Genomic DNA, 16,493 nt, shown 5'->3' with positions numbered 1-16,493 from the left:
GTACGCCTGATGCGAATTTTCCTCTAGCAAAGAGGGAATTGCTGTGCATGGCTGACATGTTGCTTGAGGTTCTGGGGGCAGCTGGCTTTGACTTTGATCTTAAAATCGTCGATGATGCCGCCATTGCTGAAGTTAATGAAGAATTTTTGGGCTGCGTCGGTCCGACCAATGTGCTCAGCTTTCCTTTTTCCGAGACTCCTGATCTGGGAAAAAATAATTTTTTAGGAGAAATAGTTTTGTCTGTGGATACTCTTGTCCGTGAAACAAGGCTCTACGGCCAGCAGCCGGAAGAGCACACTGTAAGGCTGCTGGCGCACGCGATGCTGCACCTTGCCGGGTATGATCACGGTCCTGAAATGTATTCACTTACCGACACTGCTGTTGAATCCGTTGCGCCTGTTTTTCGACAGCGAATTTTGGGTTGGCAATAGTTGAAAAGCCAACCCGTTTCCTTGCAGCACGGTCCCGTCCGGGACTGTCCATGTGCTGTTCTAGAGAAAATCCCCGTTTTTTGTTCTTTTTTTGAATAAAGACCATGCTTTTATGGTTTACAATGGCGGGCCTTATGGGCAATAATTCCCGATTGCTATTTTTCATAGTCAGTTAAGGCTCACCTCAAATATCTCTGGAGTTTTTACGATGATCAGACATCTTCTTAAAATAAATGATGTTCCCCGCTCAGAACTCGGTCAGCTCCTGCTGCGTGCAAAAGAGCTTAAAGATAATAAAATCAGAAATAACGCCCTTGAAGGGAAGACCGTTATCATGGTTTTTGAAAAAGCTTCCACCCGTACACGAGTTTCTTTTGACGTTGCTATTGAGCAGCTTGGCGGTCATTCCATTTTCATGACTCCGGCAGAATCCCAGCTTGGCAGAAGTGAACCGCTGGAAGATACCGCACAGGTTCTTTCTCGTTACGCAGATGCCCTTGTTGTTCGTACTTTTGGGCAACAGAAGGTCCGCACCCTTGCTGAGCACAGCTCTGTTCCGGTTATTAATGCCCTGACAGACAGGTATCACCCTTGTCAGGTTTTGAGTGATATGCTGACCATTTATGAAAGGACTCCCGATCTTGCGAATGTACACGTTGCATGGGTCGGTGACGGCAACAACATGGCTCATTCATGGATCAATGCCGCTATTTATTTTCCTTTCTACCTGACTTTGGCATTCCCTAAAGGGTATGAGCCTGATCATGACATTCTTTCCCGTGCACTTGCCATGGGGGCGAAGATCAATCTCAGCTATGACCCTGCTGAAGCTGTAAAAGGTGCTCATTACGTGAACACCGATGTTTTTGCTTCCATGGGACAGGAAGAAGAGCAGAAGAAGCGTGAAATGGCTTTTGCCGCATATCAGGTAAACGACAAGCTTCTTGAAAATGCAGACCCCGATTGTAAGGTGATGCATTGCCTGCCCGCACACCGTGGCGAAGAAGTTACAGCTGAAGTCCTCGATGGACCTAGATCAATCATTTTTGATCAGGCTGAAAACAGATTGCACATGCAGAAAGCTATCCTTGAATGGTCAGTAAACGGTCTTGAAGTTGATTTCGATGCAGTTGAAAAACTTCTCGGACCTGTGCAGGCTGTTCCGCACATGCATACTATTGAGTAAGAATACCTCCGGCGGCCCTCCGGGGGCCAAAGAACCTTTTGAAAAGGGTTCTCTGGACTCTCCGGAAACTTTCATTAGGCTTCGCCGGAAGGGATTGAGAGATATTTATTAAAATAAAAGACAAATTAGTGCCAACAGCGGCGTAGCCCCGATAAAAGGTTTTGGGATTCTTAAACCCCTATGCAAAAGGGTTTAAGCCGCCGGAGGCAAATGTTTTAAGGATTTATAAAATGAGTAAAATTGAAAAAGTAGTATTGGCTTATTCCGGCGGTCTGGATACCTCCATCATCCTTAAATGGATTAAGAAGGAATACAACTGCGAAGTTATTACCCTTACTGCCGACCTCGGACAGGGTGAAGAGCTTGACGGTATTGATGAAAAAGCACTTAAGACCGGTGCTAGCAAAGCGTATGTTGAAGACCTGCGTGAAGAGTTCGCCCGGGATTTTATTTTTCCTGCTTTCCGTGCCGGTGTGATCTATGAAGGTCGTTACCTGCTCGGTACTGCCATTGCACGTCCTCTCATTGCTAAAAGAATGGTTGAGATTGCTGAAATGGAAGGCGCACAGGCTGTTGCCCACGGCGCAACCGGTAAAGGTAATGATCAGGTCCGCTTTGAACTGGGCGCAATGGGCATGAACCCCAAGCTCACGAATATCGCTCCTTGGCGTGAATGGGATCTCAAGTCCCGTACCGATCTCATGAAGTTTGCGGAAGAAAACGATATTGAGATTCCTAATACCCGCAAGAAGCCATGGTCCATGGATGCCAACCTGCTGCACGTAAGTTTTGAAGGTGCCGAGCTTGAAGATCCTTGGAATGCTCCTTCTCCTGAATCCTATCGTTACTGCCGTCCTATTGAGGAAGCACCGGATGAGCCTGAAATCATCACTATTGATTTCGAAAAGGGTGATCCTATTGCAATCAACGGCACAAAATATTCCCCGGCTGCTCTCATTGAAAAACTCAATGAGCTTGGCGGTAAACACGGCGTAGGTCGTGTGGATATGGTTGAGAACCGTTTCGTGGGCATGAAGTCCCGCGGTGTGTACGAAACTCCCGGCGGAACCATTATGCACGTTGCCCATCGTGATCTTGAAGGACTTTGCATGGACCGCGAAGTAATGCACCTTCGTGACAGCCTGATTCCCAAGTACGCTGAGATGCTTTACAACGGATTCTGGTACGCTCCCGAACGTGTTGCCCTTCAGGCAATGATCGACGAAACCCAGAAGACCATCACCGGTACTGTCCGTGTGAAACTCTACAAGGGTAACGTTATTCCCGAGGGCCGTAAGTCTCCTTACTCCCTGTACCGCGAAGACCTCGCTACTTTTGAAGAAGACGAAGTCTACGATCAAAAAGATGCTGAAGGCTTCATCAAGCTGGTGGGTCTGCGTCTCAAAGGCAAGACCTCTTCCGGTTCCGAATGGATCAAAGAAGGCGACGTCGAAGACGTAGATTAGTAATGTTTTAAATAACCCGGACGGACGCAAGTTCGTCCGGGATTCAAATATCTCCGCCTGTTTTCGTCACAAAAGCTGACCACAGGCTCAGACTGCTGATAAAGCACCATCTGCGGCGTTACTGCTAAAAACACTGAAACTCACGTATGTTTATACGCATCGTTCCAGTGTTTTTCTTGCGCCTTGCATCTGGTACTTTCTCAACACTCTGACGGTTTTTTGATAAAAATAATATCGTGTCGTCTTAAGATGAGGATACGGGATTATAAATTTCGCAATAATAAAAGTCTCCAGCGGCGAAGCCCTATCAAAAGGTTTTGAAAGGGATGGGGTCTGGGGAAGGGAAAACTTTTGCAAAAGTTTTCCCTTCCCCAGCCGCCGGAGGCAAGACGAGGTTAATAAAATGGCAGATAATAAATTATGGGGCGGCAGATTTGCTGCCAAGACAGCCCAGTCCGTAGAAGATTATACTGAATCCGTAAGCTACGACCAGAACCTGTACCGCGAAGATATTTCCGGTTCTCAGGCCCATGCCCGGATGCTGGCAGAGCAGGGTGTGCTTACCGCAGAAGAGGCCGAAACTCTGGTCAAAGGCCTTGATCAGGTGCTGGAAGAGATCGAATCCGGAAAATTTGAATGGAAAAAGGAGATGGAAGATCTCCACATGAACATTGAAAGCAGATTGACCGAGATTGTAGGTGCTGTGGGCGGTAAACTGCATACCGGACGTAGCCGTAACGATCAGGTTGCAACAGATTTTCGTCTGCACGTTTTGCGTTCCCTTGATGCATGGAAAACAGCCCTTGAAAAGCTGATCGCAGTGTTTACTGCTAAAGCAGATGAGAACAGGGAAGTACTGCTACCCGGTTATACTCATCTCCAGCCCGCACAGCCTGTCAGCCTTGCCCATCATATGCTGGCCTATGCTTGGATGTTCAAGCGTGACCACAGCAGGGTGGTTGATTGTATTAAAAGAGCTGATGTCTGCCCGCTGGGTGCTGCTGCGCTGGCCGGAACCACCTATCCGCTTAAGCCTGCGACTTCTGCAAAATTTCTCGGCATGGAAGATACCTTCCGTAACAGCCTTGATGCTGTTTCCGATCGCGATTTCGTCATGGAAGCCATGTTTGCCGGAAGTCTGGTGATGACTCATTTGAGCCGCATTTGTGAAGAGCTGATAATCTGGGCCAACCCTTGCTTCGGCTTTATCAAGCTTCCTGATGAATTTTCCACCGGATCTTCCATCATGCCTCAGAAGAAAAACCCGGACGTTTGCGAACTTATGCGCGGTAAGACCGGACGTGTCTACGGCGATCTCTTTTCGCTGATGACCACCTGTAAAGGTCTGCCTCTGGCTTACAACCGCGACATGCAGGAAGACAAAGAGCCTTTCTTTGATTGCGATAAGACCGTACATGCTTCCGTGGTTATCATGGCTGATATGATGGATGCCATGGGTTTTAATCCTGAAAATATGGAATCTGCCCTCAAAAAGGGTTTCCTTAATGCCACTGAACTGGCTGACTATCTCGTGGGCAAGGGCATTCCCTTCCGCGAAGCGCACCATATCACCGGTTCCGCTGTAGCTAAGGCTGAAGCGGAGAGCAGGGGCCTTGAAGATATGAGCCTTGAAGATCTCAAAACTTTTTCAGATAAAATTGAAGAAGATGTCTTTGAGGTGCTTTCATATGAAGCAGCGGTAAGACGCAGGGTTTCCCCCGGAAGCACCGGACCTGAGTCCGTGGATGCTCAGATTGTCGAACTCAAGGCTTGGCTGGATAAGTAATTTCGAAATTTTAGATGGTAAGATTAAAGGCCGGAAGACTTGTTGTTGAATTCTACAAGTTTTCCGGCCTTTTTTTTAGATAATTTAAAAAATCAAGAATTGTTCTTCACGTACTCAAGATCTCTTTTGTCGATATTTAAGATGTGATCAATAAACCATTTCTCAATAGTTTCGGTCATCTCTTGCACAAGGTATTCGTCCTCTAAGATAATTTTTAATCTGAGTTCTTCAATTGTCTCAACAAAATTTTGATGAATTTCTTTGTGTTCGTCTAGATTTGGAACCTCTGCTGCTTCCATTATTCTTTCTTCTGCTTCAAAATGATAGAGTGTGTAGAGGTGTATTTCTTCAATAAGACTAGATAGCTGAGAAGAATCTTCTTGGAGTGGACTATTCTGAATTCTTTTGAGAATGGTAAAGAAGGTTTGATGCTGGCTGTCGATAATTCCAATACCAGTGTGAAGCGGTTGTCCTGCTGAAGTTTTTGTGTCCATGCTAAATCCTTATAGATTTATATGCTAAACATTACTTATCTGGAATTTATATTATACATACCCCATAATATAGCAAGTCTGCTTGCGCTGCAATTGTCGTATATTGCTACTCTTTGTCTGGATGTGTTGTATGTTGGATGTGATTTGTGATATATGTCTTGGGTGTTTATAAATTTTACGATGGAGGGAGTATGTTTAGTTTAATTAAGCAGAAGTGGGCCTGTCTTCTAACTGGTTATTTATTATGTAGCTTGTTTGTGCTCCAAGGTTGTCCTTTAGCTATTGTTGCAATTGTTGCGGCTTATAGTAATGACGGTGCGGATATAACCGTTACAGTGGAAATTCCAAGATCAGCTGATAGAGTTTTTGAAGCTGCTGTTCTGCGAACCAAGAAAGGTATTTCGGAAACTGGTGTTCCGTATAAAGTGACTGCCATTAACGAGGAAAAATATACTATCTCGATCGAAGGTACTGATGGTTCCTGGCGTGGAGATTTTATTGTTGTTCCCATTAATTCAAATGAAAGTCAGATTATAGCTCATGGCTCAGATGATGTGCGGAGTAGAGCTGAATCGGAAAACTTGATTCTTCTGGGTATTGAAAATCTTTGTAAAGACCTTGGCGTGCGCTACGATGTTATCAAACGCAATATGGACTGATTTTAGGACGTATTCGTTTTATCTGGTGGGCTTCAATTTTTTTGAGGCCCTTTTTTTATTTTGAAATTTATTAGACAGAGTCTTGATAACAAAATGATTTATAATAGAATTGGTCTGAGGAAGGAATTTGGCGGAAGTGTATAGGAGTCGAACCTACCGACGAGGGTTAACCCGTCCACTGGATTTGAAGTCCAGGCGCAACACCGGTTACGATACACTTCCTCTTCGAAGAAGAAATGGCTAACAATTTTGTCGGCAAAGGGCAAGCATTAATAATATTTTTGAATATGCCTTGCCTTTTCCAGAATTAGTCTTATTAATAGCTGATTGATACTGTAGAAAAAATGTAAATACAGTCCGTGCTTGCCGCATATTGACAGGCTTTGGCAGTCCGGACGCATATCCAAGGAGATAGACTTTGAATAGTTTTGCCAAGAATCTCTTGGTCTGGGTAACCATTATGTTGGTGATGATTGTATTGTTCAATCTGTTTAACCAGCCACAGACTTCCCAGCTCAAACTTTCCTACACCGACTTTTTAAGCAGGGTCGATGAAGGAGAGGTCCTTCAAGTTAAGATTCAGGGGCAGAAAATCAGCGGGGTAATGGTCGGTGACAAACGTTTTGTCACTTATAACCCTGAAGATCCGGCCCTTGTTCAGAATCTGATCAAAAACAAAATTGAAGTTGTGGCTGAGCCGGAAGAAGAGGCCCCATGGTATATGACATTGTTCATATCATGGTTTCCTATGTTGCTTCTGGTCGGTGTCTGGATCTTTTTCATGCGCCAGATGCAAGGCGGCGGTGGAGGAAAGGGCGGGGCCATGTCCTTCGGCCGTTCCAAGGCGCGGTTGATCAATGAAGAGACTGCACGCGTAACATTTGAAGATGTTGCCGGAGTTGATGAAGCCAAGGATGAACTTTCCGAGGTCGTTCAGTTTCTCAGCGAACCCAAGAAATTCACCCGTCTCGGCGGACGCATCCCCAAGGGTGTGCTGCTGGTGGGCCCCCCCGGTACCGGTAAAACACTGCTTGCCCGCGCTGTTGCCGGTGAAGCTGGTGTGCCTTTCTTTTCCATTTCCGGTTCCGACTTTGTTGAAATGTTTGTCGGTGTCGGTGCTTCCCGTGTGCGTGATCTTTTCGCACAGGGTAAGAAAAATGCACCCTGCCTGATCTTTATTGATGAAATTGATGCTGTGGGCCGTCAGCGTGGCGCAGGCCTCGGCGGCGGGCATGATGAGCGTGAACAGACTTTGAACCAGTTGCTGGTTGAAATGGACGGTTTTGAGTCCAACGAAGGTGTTATCCTCATTGCTGCAACCAACAGACCTGATGTCCTCGACCCCGCATTGCTGCGTCCCGGTCGTTTTGACAGGCAGGTTGTTGTGCCTACTCCTGACGTTCAGGGCCGTGCGCATATCCTTAAGGTTCATACCCGCAAGACCCCTCTTGCAGGTGAGATCGACCTTGATGTTATCGCTCGTGGTACTCCCGGTTTTTCCGGTGCAGACCTTGAAAACCTCGTTAACGAGGCTGCCTTGTATGCTGCTAAGAATAATCAGGACTACGTCAAAATGGTGGATTTCGAAGAAGCCAAAGACAAAGTTCTCATGGGCCGTGAACGCCGCAGCCTGATTCTTACCGATGAAGAGAAAAGGACCACTGCCTATCATGAGGCCGGTCATGCTCTCATCGCCAGACTGCTTGAAAATTGCGACCCCGTACATAAAGTTACCATCATTCCTCGTGGCCGTGCTCTGGGTGTTACCCAGCAGTTGCCCGTGGATGACCGCCATAACTATAATAAAGGCTATCTTGAAGATACTCTTGTTATGCTGCTTGGCGGACGTGTGGCTGAAGAAATTATCCTTAATCAGGTTACCACCGGGGCCAGTAATGATATTGAGCGTGCTACCAAGATGGCCCGTTCCATGGTTTGCCAGTGGGGTATGAGTGAGAAGCTCGGTCCCATGACTTTCGGTGAAAGTCAGGATCAGGTTTTCCTTGGTAAAGAGCTTGTTCAGCATAAGGATTTCAGTGAAGATACTTCCCGCCTCATTGATTCAGAGGTCAGAAGGATTATTGACACTGCTTATGAAACAGCCAACAAACTGCTCAGCGAAAATGAGGACATCCTGCATCTGCTTTCCGATGCCCTTCTGGATCGTGAAACCATTACCGGTGCTGATATTGACACCCTCATGGAGGGCGGCGAGCTTGCTCCGGTTGAGACTGTTACTCAGGTGAAGCCTGCTGCAGCGGCAAGAGCTTATGGTTCCACCCCCAAGTCCGGCTACACACCTGTTTCCGAATCTGAAAAGGATGAGGATGCAGACAAGGAAGATTTTTCCTTTGATGAGCAGCCTGCTGAAACTGAAAAAGAAGATGAATTCAAGCTCTCAGAAGAATCTAACGAATCTGAAGAGACTGAAAGAAAAGAAGAGAAAGCTAAAGAAGTTAAAGCTGAAGATGCCAAAGCTTCTGAAGATAAAAAGAGTTCCGAATAAGGATTCAGGATTTATGTCCCGTAATTATTCATGGACCGTCAAGGGGGGCAGGGTGTTAGGCCCTGCCCCTTTTTTTATTGCCGGTATTGTCAATGTCACCCCGGATTCATTTTATGATGGGGGAAAGAATTATGATCCGCAGCAGGCCGTAGAGCATGGTCGTCAGCTTGCTTCTCAGGGTGCTGATATCCTCGATGTAGGCGGTGAGAGTACTAGGCCCTATGCTGATCCGGTCTCTCTTGAAGATGAGCTTGCCCGCGTAATCCCGGTTATCAGCGAACTCAGTCGTGATCATATCGTTTCTGTTGATACGGTGAAGAGCGAAGTCGCCCGTGCATCAGTTGAAGCCGGAGCAGCAATAGTCAATGATGTTTCAGCTTTTGCGCAGGACCCGGCCCTTCTTGATGTGGTGGCTGATCTCAAGCCCGGATACGTACTTATGCACAGTCAGGGAACACCGGAAGAGATGCAATTGTCGCCGAGTTATGATAGTGTCATAGAAGATATTTTGACATTTTTTGAAAAAAGTCTTGAAAAACTCGTGAAGTCAGGCTTACCGGAAAATCGGATAGTGATTGATCCGGGCATAGGTTTTGGAAAGACCCTTGGACACAATCTTGAGATTTTACGCAGGATTGATCGCTTTATGGAGCTGGGATTCCCGGTTTATATGGGACTTTCCAATAAGTCTCTCTGGGGTAAGTTGCTGGGGCTGGAAGCCGATGTGCGGCAGAACGCAACTCAGGCTGCCACTGCTGTTCTTGCTGCCCGCGGGGTGCCTATTCACCGGGTGCATGAAGTAGGTTTGACCAGTCAGACTTTGAAAATAGTGAAGGAGATCGGCGGAGATTATTGATGTTTGAATTTCTGGGCTTTCAAATTTCCTGGAAAGAGCTGCTTGACATCGGTCTGGTGGCGATTGTCTATTTTTACATCATTCTTTTGGTGCGCGGCACCCGTGCGGCTGCTGTTATTTGGGGATTACTGCTGGTTCTTCTGGTCTACTATATTTCTGATGTTTTCGGTCTTTATACTCTCAATTGGCTGCTTACCAATTTTCTGAGTTCAATTTTTCTTGTCATTATCGTCCTTTTTCAGCGGGATATCCGTAAAGGTCTGGCCCAGATGGGCGCAGGTCGTTTCTGGCGTAAACAGGATTTTGAAATAGCTGTCATCGATGAAATCTGTTCCGCCATGGATTCCATGGCCCGTCAGAAGATCGGGGCATTATTGGTTATCCAGAAAAATGTTCCTTTAGGGGATATCCTTGAAAAAGGTGTTGAAGTTAACGGCCGAGTCAGCAAACAATTGCTGATCAATATTTTCTGGCCGGATACCCCGCTGCATGACGGGGCGGTGGTCATCAATTCAAATAAAATTGTTGCAGCTTCCTGTATTCTCCCTCTGGCGCAGGTTTCAACTCGTCAGAGTGCTATTGGAACCCGGCACAGGGCAGCTTTGGGCATTAGCGAGGAAACCGATGCTATTGCCCTTGTTGTTTCCGAGGAACGGGGAACAATGTCTGCGGCGATTGGTGGCAAACTCACCACCAGTCTTGATATTATCCGCCTTAAACGTGTTTTGAAAAACGTTTTGACTTGATGCTTATGAAAGTACAGCACTGGAAAATAGCCGCCATAGCTCTTATGATGTCAGTTCTGACCTGGTACTTGGTTACCGGGCGAGATCTGGTTGAGACGTGGGTTGAATTCCCGATGGAGATTATTAATCCCCCGCAGGGAATGATTATCCGTGAAGGCATGATCAGTAAGGTTTCAGTTCGTTTGCGCGGTCCCAAAGGGTTAATTCGTAATCTTGACACCAAGAAAATAGCTTATTCGCTGGATACCGGACATCTTGTTGTGGGTAATAACCCGATTAATATTGTGCCGGAAAATCTGGGACTCGGCAGCGCGCTTGAGGTTGTGGAACTTAATCCTTCCAATATCAATCTGGTAATGGATATGTTTGTTAAAAAGCGGGTCCGGGTTATTCCTACGTGGGATGGGGACTTGCATCGCGATTATACCTTGAAGAAAAAGTATAGCGAACCTGATGAAGTAACCCTGCGCGGTCCTGCTTCAGTTTTGAAAAAAATTGCTCAGGTCAGAACCCAGCCTATCATGCTTGATACTGATTCCCCCGGTAACTGGCACGGGGAACTTCCCCTGCAATTACCTGAAACTGTGGAGTCTAATCCGGGTCTGGTCAGTGTTTCTCTGGATTTTGCGGTCCGCTCAGGGAAAATGTGGGTCAAGGTGCCACTTTACATTTTAAGCCCGGATGATATTGACTTTGCGGCCAGCCAGAATTACGTCAGGCTGCTTGTGGAGGGTCCAAAACCCTTCTTCAGGAGAAATGGATTCAGAGATGAGATTACTGCTTCAATAGATTTGAGCGCGACAATTCCAGAGGGTGAGAATGTAGTACCTTATGAGGTTACCCTGCCCAAAGGGTGTTCCGTTAAAAAGAGAAAACCTGAAGCAATAACCGTAACTATATCGAGGCAGGAGCCGTAATTAATATGAACGGCCTGCATATTTTTGGAGAGATGGATGAGTAAACGTTTGTTTGGAACTGACGGTCTGCGTGGCCAGGTAAATATTTTCCCCATGACCGCAGAAGTGGCTCTGCGTATGGGCCTTGCGGCTGGATCTTATTTCAGGAATGGAAAACAGCGTCATAAAGTTATTATCGGCAAGGATACCCGTCTTTCAGGTTATGTATTCGAATCCGCGCTTACATCCGGCCTTTGTGCCATGGGTATGGATGTTTTTCAGGTCGGTCCAATGCCTACCCCGGCTGTGTCCTTCTTGACCCGCAATATGCGTGCGGACCTCGGTATTGTTATTTCCGCTTCCCACAATCCGTTCATGGATAACGGCATCAAATTTTTTGATGCCAACGGTTACAAGCTTCCAGATGCAGTTGAAGATGAAATTGCGGATATGGTCCTTTCTCAGGATACCCAGTGGGATTATCCGCAGGCGGAAAAAGTGGGCCGTGCTTACAAGATTGAAGACGCCCGTGGACGCTACATCGTTTATCTTAAATACAGCTTTCCGCAGGATATGACTCTCAATGGGGTTAAACTCGTTTTGGATTGCGCCAACGGTGCAGCCTACAGTCTCGGACATATGTTTGAAGAGCTGGGGGCAGAAGTTGTTCGTATCGGCGACCAGCCTGACGGCCTTAATATTAACGATAAATGTGGCTCTCTTTATCCTGAGATTCTCGGGCAGCGGGTAGTTGAAGAGCATGCCGACATCGGACTGGCACTTGATGGTGACGCCGACAGGCTGATCGTTGTTGATGAGAAGGGTCAGGTCCTTGATGGTGACGTGATTATGGCCATGTGTGCAGCAGATCTCATGGAGCGCGATAAGCTTGCTCATAATATGCTGGTGTCCACAGTCATGAGTAATATGGCTCTTGAAAATTTCATGAAGGAAAAGGGCGGAACTCTGCTGCGTACTCCGGTGGGTGACCGTTACGTAGTGGAGGCCATGCGCCGCGAGGGAGCAATCCTCGGCGGAGAGCAATCCGGTCATCTTATTTTTAAAGAATTCAGTACCACAGGTGATGGTCTGCTTGCAGCCTTACAGTTATTGCGTATACTGTGTGCGAAGAACAGACCGCTTTCCGAACTTTCCGGACTGCTTGAACTTTATCCGCAAAAATTACAGAATGTTCACGTTAAGCGGAAAAGACCTTTTGAAGAGGTGCCCGCTGTGCAGGATGCCCTCAAGCAGGTCGAGCAGGAATTGGCCGGAAAAGGGCGGGTGCTGTTGCGTTATTCAGGAACTGAATCCGTAGCCAGAGTAATGGTGGAAGCGGAAGACAGTTCCAAGGTTGAACTTTATACTTCCGAGCTTGCAGGAGTTCTGGAAGAACATTTACGCTGATAATTTCTTCAGTTGCTGTAGAAGCACTGAATCTTTCCAAGGAGATATGATCAATGGTCATCAAGAAAGTTATTGTTCCGGTTGCTGGGTGGGGTACAAGATCATTGCCTGCTACTAAGAACATTCCTAAGGAAATGCTGCCAATTTTCAAAAAACCCGTTGTGCAGCACGTGGTTGAAGAGGCCATGTCCAGTGGACTGACCGATGTTGTTTTTATTAACAACCAGAACAAGAAGATCATTGAAGATCACTTTGACTACAACCTCTCCCTTGAGGATGTGCTTAAACGTGGCGGCAAGACCGAGGCCCTTGAAGAAGTAAGGAAGGTGGCGGAGATGGTTAACATCATTTCCGTACGTCAGAAAAAACAGCTCGGTCTGGGCCATGCTGTTCTTTGCGCCAAGGAAGTCTGCAAGAACGATCCTTTTGCCGTAATGGTTGGTGATGACCTCATGTTCGGCCTGGAACCGGGCATCAAACAGCTTATTGATGCCGCCCGTACCGAAAACATGGCTGTTGTTGGCGTTATTGAAGTGCCTGACAACAAGGTTGATCGTTACGGTATCATTCAGGGTGAGGAGTTCGCACCGGGGATGTACAGAGTTCGTTCTCTGGTGGAAAAACCCCCCATCGGTCAGGCTCCTTCAAGGCTGGCAATTGTAGGGCGTTATGTTCTGTTGCCTGAGATTTTTGATCATCTGGAAAGACTTGAGCCGGGCGTGGGCGGAGAAATTCAGCTCACCGATGCTTTGCAGGGGCTGGCTCAGGATAACAAACTGCTGGCCGTGAAACTTCGCGGACAAAGGTTTGACGCCGGGGACTGGGTGGATTATCTTACCGCAAATGTTTACTTTGCCCTTCAGGATGAGGGGCTGCGTGATGACGTTGTAGCCAGATTGCGGGAGCTTTTGTCTTGTTCTTAAAGAATTTAAATACTTATGTGATACTTTCAGTCCTTGCCGTGAGTTTGTTTTTCAGCAGCCCGGCAAGGGCTTTTTTTCCATCTGATGAAAGCATCAATGAAACAATGTACCATAAATACGGGGCATTGACTTCATTTGAAGCGGAACTTACTTTTCCTTCAGAGCCAGGAACAACCCTTGTAATTAAGCGCGGTCATGATCATTGGCAGCAGACCTTTTCCGAAGCAGGCAGCAACGCTACTGTTGAGGCAAAATCTGTTGGGCAGTATTTTAAGACTATTGCCCAGTGTCCTGCTGATGCCGGGATGCCTGTCTCAATGCTTCAGTTCTGGGCTCCGGATGATCCTGTTTCCGATTGGATGTCCATCGGCATGACCAATTCTACAAAGAGTTATGGTTTTCATCAGGATGTTCCGGCTTTCGTTTTCGGAGCAGAGCAGGGCGATGATGCCTCTCCTCAGATCTGGTTTAATAATGAGAATTTTTCACCGCTTAAAATAGTCCTTGGGCCACAGCAGGAAATTATTTTTGGCGCTTATTCCAAATTTGCCGGGTTCATGCTGCCCCATACCGGGACTCTGAAAATAGGCGATGATATCCTTGATTTCAATGTCCAGTGGAAGAGCATCCGCAAAAAGATTGGACCGGCAGTTTTTTCTCCGGTTGCAGTCAAAAAATCCAAGGGATGCGGAGTTCCTTCCGGTCAGGTGTACGAATTTTTGAAAAAATGTCTCAGACTCAATAAATCGGAATAAAAATGACAACTCTCTGGCAGGCCTGTCTCGCCAGCCCACCATATTCAATTTACACATACGAAGCACCCGCCGACCTTCCCGAACTCATGGAAGGACAGCGGGTTCTCGTGCCTTTGGGCCGTTCGGTGCGGGTGGCCTTTCTTATTGAGACAGTGGACAGTCCGCCGGAAAATGTGGAACTCAAATCCGTTATCTGGCCCCTTGAACGGGAGCCGCTTTTAAATTCCAATCACTTCAAGCTCTATCGCAACATCGGTGCTCGTCAGATGCAGCCTTTGGGTAAGGTGCTGGAGAATGTTGTTCCCAAGCGGTTTCGCAGTGCCAAGGTTTCTTTTAAAGTGGCAGACCGTTCTTTTCCTGCGCGGCTCAAGGCTCTTGATATTGCCCGTCTTCCTTCGGAACGGCGTATGGAGCTGGTCAAAATTTATGATGAAAGGCGGATGAATGTGAGTCTGCCTGCTTCCATTGAAAAGGAAGAATACGTCAGCCTGACTTCCGATCCTCCGTGGCCTGTGCGACCTAATGCTGCCCGTCAGTTGCAGATTCTGGAATTTATTTTTGAGAACGGTCCCCGCGAAAAAGGGTTTTTGAAAAATATCATGGGTGACTGGACCGCCGGGGTGATTAAAAAACTTCATTCCGATTCGCTGGTCAAGATCGGTCCGCCTCCTGAAGAAGAGCGCAATCCATCGGAGAAATGTGCTGCAACCGGACCCAAATGGGATTTTACCCCTTCGGAACAACAGCAGCTTGCTATTGACGAATTGCTTGCGGCCCTTGATGAGCCTAAAAGTGCGGTCAAGCTGCTGCACGGGATCACCGGGAGTGGCAAGACTCTTGTCTACATGACGGCGGCCCGCAAATGCATGCAACAGGGCAAGTCTGTAATTGTTCTGGTCCCGGAAATAGCCCTTGCCTACGCTTTGTGGAATGGCATTTGTCCGCTTTTTCCTGACGCGCGTAAATATCTTTATCACGGCTATCAGACCCCGGTGCGTAAGGAAGCTATTTTCCGCGCGCTTGCCGAGGATGATAGTCCTGCCTTGATTGTGGGTACCCGTTCTGCCCTCTTTCTTCCGGTGCGTAATCCCGGCCTGATAATTATTGATGAGGAGCATGACGAATCCTACAAGCAGGAAGAGCGGTTACCTTATCAAGCCAAAGAAGTGGCTTATGTGCTGGCTCATATGACCGGAAGTCTGCTGGTGCTCGGTTCGGCAACTCCTGACATTAAGACTTATCACGCCGCGCAGCAGGGTGCTTTCGAAGTCATTTCTATGGGAAAACGGGTCGGTAAATCAGTGCTTCCTGCGGTTAAGGTGGTCGATACCAGTGCCATCAAGAACCCGGAAGAGCCTTTTGCCCCGGAAACAGAAGCCCGTTTGAAAGAGGTGGTGGAGAAGGGAGATCAGGCCGTGGTCATGCTCAACCGCCGTGGTTTTTCGCCGCTTATTTACTGCACGGATTGCGAAGAACCGTTCAAGTGTCCGCATTGTAATGTGAGTATGACCTACCACAAGGGACGGGAGCGGGTAATCTGCCACTATTGCGGCAATGCCTATCATTTCCCTCTGCCGTGTGCCACCTGCGGGGGAAGCAATCTTTTGCCTTTAGGTGGTGGTACGGAGCGGCTTGAAGAACAGGTAGCCAAGGCGTTGCCGCCGGAAACGAAAATTTTGCGCATGGACCGTGATTCTACCCGCAGGCAGGAACGGCTAGATGAAATCTTGAAAAGTTTTGCCAGAGGCGATGCGCAGGTGTTGGTCGGTACTCAGATGCTTTCCAAGGGGCACAACTTTCCCGGCGTAACGCTGGTAGTTGTTTCCGAGGGGGACCTTGGTCTTAACTTGCCGGACTATCGTTCAGCCGAGCGGACATTTCAGCTTCTGGTGCAGGTTTCCGGGCGTGCCGGTAGGGGCGAGAAGCCCGGTGAGGTTATTATTCAGACCCGCAACCCGCAAAATCCCATTTGGGGCGCGGTGACTTCTGCCGATTACAAGACTTTTTTTGAAAAGGAAATTGAGAAACGGCGCAGGTTTCGTTATCCGCCGTTCACCAAGTTGACTTTGGTCCGCATCAGCCATCCCATGGGCTGGGAGGGTGAGCATCTTTGCCCGCAGTTTTTCAGCATTATCCGCGATGTTGCAAAAGAGGCCGGGATTATGGCCATGGGGCCAGTTCCTGCTCCGCTTGCTCAGTTGCGCGGACGAAAGCGGTTTAATTGTCTGCTCAAGTCTGATGATTGGATGAAGACCCGTGAACTTTACGCTCAAATATTGCGCCGCAATCCTGACAAAAAACAGATTCGCATCACTATGGATCTTGATCCGGTGAATATGCTTTAAGATGTCTCCGACGGCTGGGGAAGGGGAACTTTTGGGA

Annotated in this window: 14 protein-coding genes and 1 tRNA gene; 13 read left to right on the top strand and 2 right to left on the bottom strand. The window is 47.6% G+C overall.

Annotation, left to right across the window (positions count from 1 at the left end):
* The first annotated feature begins 47 nt into the window (after positions 1 to 47).
* From ybeY to argH, 4 genes are all read left to right on the top strand, one after another.
* Positions 48 to 431 (top strand): rRNA maturation RNase YbeY, encoded by a 384-nt coding sequence (gene ybeY / locus D0S45_00810; protein TIH19910.1) that lies wholly within the window; start codon positions 48 to 50, stop codon positions 429 to 431.
* A 208-nt stretch (positions 432 to 639) separates the two neighbouring features.
* The gene (gene argF / locus D0S45_00805; protein TIH19909.1) at positions 640 to 1,617 is read left to right on the top strand and encodes an ornithine carbamoyltransferase; all 978 of its coding nucleotides are present in this window, start codon (positions 640 to 642) and stop codon (positions 1,615 to 1,617) included.
* Between the two features lie 230 nt (positions 1,618 to 1,847).
* Positions 1,848 to 3,083: an argininosuccinate synthase gene (locus tag D0S45_00800; protein TIH19908.1), complete on the top strand. Its 1,236-nt coding sequence runs from the start codon at positions 1,848 to 1,850 to the stop codon at positions 3,081 to 3,083.
* 403 nt (positions 3,084 to 3,486) lie between these two features.
* A complete protein-coding gene (gene argH, locus D0S45_00795; protein TIH19907.1) occupies positions 3,487 to 4,869 on the top strand; it encodes an argininosuccinate lyase in 1,383 nt (460 codons plus the stop codon).
* Positions 4,870 to 4,961: 92 nt separating this feature from the next.
* Here the strand turns inward: argH and D0S45_00790 are convergent, their stop codons facing one another.
* Entirely contained in the window at positions 4,962 to 5,363 is a 402-nt protein-coding gene (locus D0S45_00790) for a hypothetical protein (protein TIH19906.1), read from the bottom strand.
* 191 nt (positions 5,364 to 5,554) lie between these two features.
* On the opposite strand from D0S45_00790, the gene D0S45_00785 reads away from it, so the two are divergent.
* Complete coding sequence (locus D0S45_00785) at positions 5,555 to 6,022, top strand: hypothetical protein (GenBank protein TIH19905.1); 468 nt, start codon at positions 5,555 to 5,557, stop codon at positions 6,020 to 6,022.
* Between the two features lie 128 nt (positions 6,023 to 6,150).
* On the opposite strand, the gene D0S45_00780 is transcribed toward D0S45_00785, so the two are convergent.
* Positions 6,151 to 6,244: transfer RNA gene (locus tag D0S45_00780), tRNA-Sec, on the bottom strand.
* Positions 6,245 to 6,440: 196 nt separating this feature from the next.
* Between D0S45_00780 and D0S45_00775 the strand changes: the two genes are divergently transcribed.
* From D0S45_00775 to priA, 8 genes are read left to right on the top strand one after another with little or no spacing between them, the layout of a single operon-like run.
* A complete protein-coding gene (locus tag D0S45_00775) occupies positions 6,441 to 8,528 on the top strand; it encodes an ATP-dependent metallopeptidase FtsH/Yme1/Tma family protein (GenBank protein TIH19904.1) in 2,088 nt (695 codons plus the stop codon).
* A 13-nt stretch (positions 8,529 to 8,541) separates the two neighbouring features.
* The gene (gene folP, locus D0S45_00770) at positions 8,542 to 9,384 is read left to right on the top strand and encodes a dihydropteroate synthase (protein TIH19903.1); all 843 of its coding nucleotides are present in this window, start codon (positions 8,542 to 8,544) and stop codon (positions 9,382 to 9,384) included.
* A complete protein-coding gene (locus D0S45_00765; GenBank protein ID TIH19902.1) occupies positions 9,384 to 10,130 on the top strand; it encodes a TIGR00159 family protein in 747 nt (248 codons plus the stop codon). Before folP ends, D0S45_00765 begins: the two co-directional genes overlap by 1 nt.
* A 5-nt stretch (positions 10,131 to 10,135) precedes the next feature.
* Complete coding sequence (locus D0S45_00760; GenBank protein ID TIH20267.1) at positions 10,136 to 11,047, top strand: YbbR-like domain-containing protein; 912 nt, start codon at positions 10,136 to 10,138, stop codon at positions 11,045 to 11,047.
* Between the two features lie 36 nt (positions 11,048 to 11,083).
* Positions 11,084 to 12,433: a phosphoglucosamine mutase gene (locus tag D0S45_00755; GenBank protein TIH19901.1), complete on the top strand. Its 1,350-nt coding sequence runs from the start codon at positions 11,084 to 11,086 to the stop codon at positions 12,431 to 12,433.
* Positions 12,434 to 12,486: 53 nt separating this feature from the next.
* Positions 12,487 to 13,356: a UTP--glucose-1-phosphate uridylyltransferase gene (gene galU / locus D0S45_00750; GenBank protein ID TIH19900.1), complete on the top strand. Its 870-nt coding sequence runs from the start codon at positions 12,487 to 12,489 to the stop codon at positions 13,354 to 13,356.
* The gene (locus D0S45_00745; GenBank protein ID TIH19899.1) at positions 13,347 to 14,111 is read left to right on the top strand and encodes a hypothetical protein; all 765 of its coding nucleotides are present in this window, start codon (positions 13,347 to 13,349) and stop codon (positions 14,109 to 14,111) included. The genes galU and D0S45_00745 overlap by 10 nt, the downstream gene beginning before the upstream one ends.
* A gap of 2 nt (positions 14,112 to 14,113) precedes the next feature.
* Positions 14,114 to 16,456 (top strand): primosomal protein N', encoded by a 2,343-nt coding sequence (priA, locus tag D0S45_00740; protein ID TIH19898.1) that lies wholly within the window; start codon positions 14,114 to 14,116, stop codon positions 16,454 to 16,456.
* The last annotated feature ends 37 nt before the right edge of the window (positions 16,457 to 16,493 follow it).

Source organism: Marinifilum sp. JC120 (genome assembly GCA_004923195.1).
GTDB lineage: Bacteria > Desulfobacterota > Desulfovibrionia > Desulfovibrionales > Desulfovibrionaceae > Maridesulfovibrio.
Note: the sequence above shows the minus strand (reverse complement) of the source record. Positions and strands in the feature narration are given on the sequence as shown.

Coding starts and splice junctions, on each gene's coding strand:
- ybeY (TIH19910.1), top strand. CDS start 48: ATGGCTGACATGTTGCTTGAGGTTCTGGGGGCAGCTGGCTTTGACTTT.
- argF (TIH19909.1), top strand. CDS start 640: ATGATCAGACATCTTCTTAAAATAAATGATGTTCCCCGCTCAGAACTC.
- D0S45_00800 (TIH19908.1), top strand. CDS start 1,848: ATGAGTAAAATTGAAAAAGTAGTATTGGCTTATTCCGGCGGTCTGGAT.
- argH (TIH19907.1), top strand. CDS start 3,487: ATGGCAGATAATAAATTATGGGGCGGCAGATTTGCTGCCAAGACAGCC.
- D0S45_00790 (TIH19906.1), bottom strand. CDS start 5,363: ATGGACACAAAAACTTCAGCAGGACAACCGCTTCACACTGGTATTGGA.
- D0S45_00785 (TIH19905.1), top strand. CDS start 5,555: ATGTTTAGTTTAATTAAGCAGAAGTGGGCCTGTCTTCTAACTGGTTAT.
- folP (TIH19903.1), top strand. CDS start 8,542: ATGTCCCGTAATTATTCATGGACCGTCAAGGGGGGCAGGGTGTTAGGC.
- D0S45_00765 (TIH19902.1), top strand. CDS start 9,384: ATGTTTGAATTTCTGGGCTTTCAAATTTCCTGGAAAGAGCTGCTTGAC.
- D0S45_00760 (TIH20267.1), top strand. CDS start 10,136: ATGAAAGTACAGCACTGGAAAATAGCCGCCATAGCTCTTATGATGTCA.
- D0S45_00755 (TIH19901.1), top strand. CDS start 11,084: ATGAGTAAACGTTTGTTTGGAACTGACGGTCTGCGTGGCCAGGTAAAT.
- galU (TIH19900.1), top strand. CDS start 12,487: ATGGTCATCAAGAAAGTTATTGTTCCGGTTGCTGGGTGGGGTACAAGA.
- priA (TIH19898.1), top strand. CDS start 14,114: ATGACAACTCTCTGGCAGGCCTGTCTCGCCAGCCCACCATATTCAATT.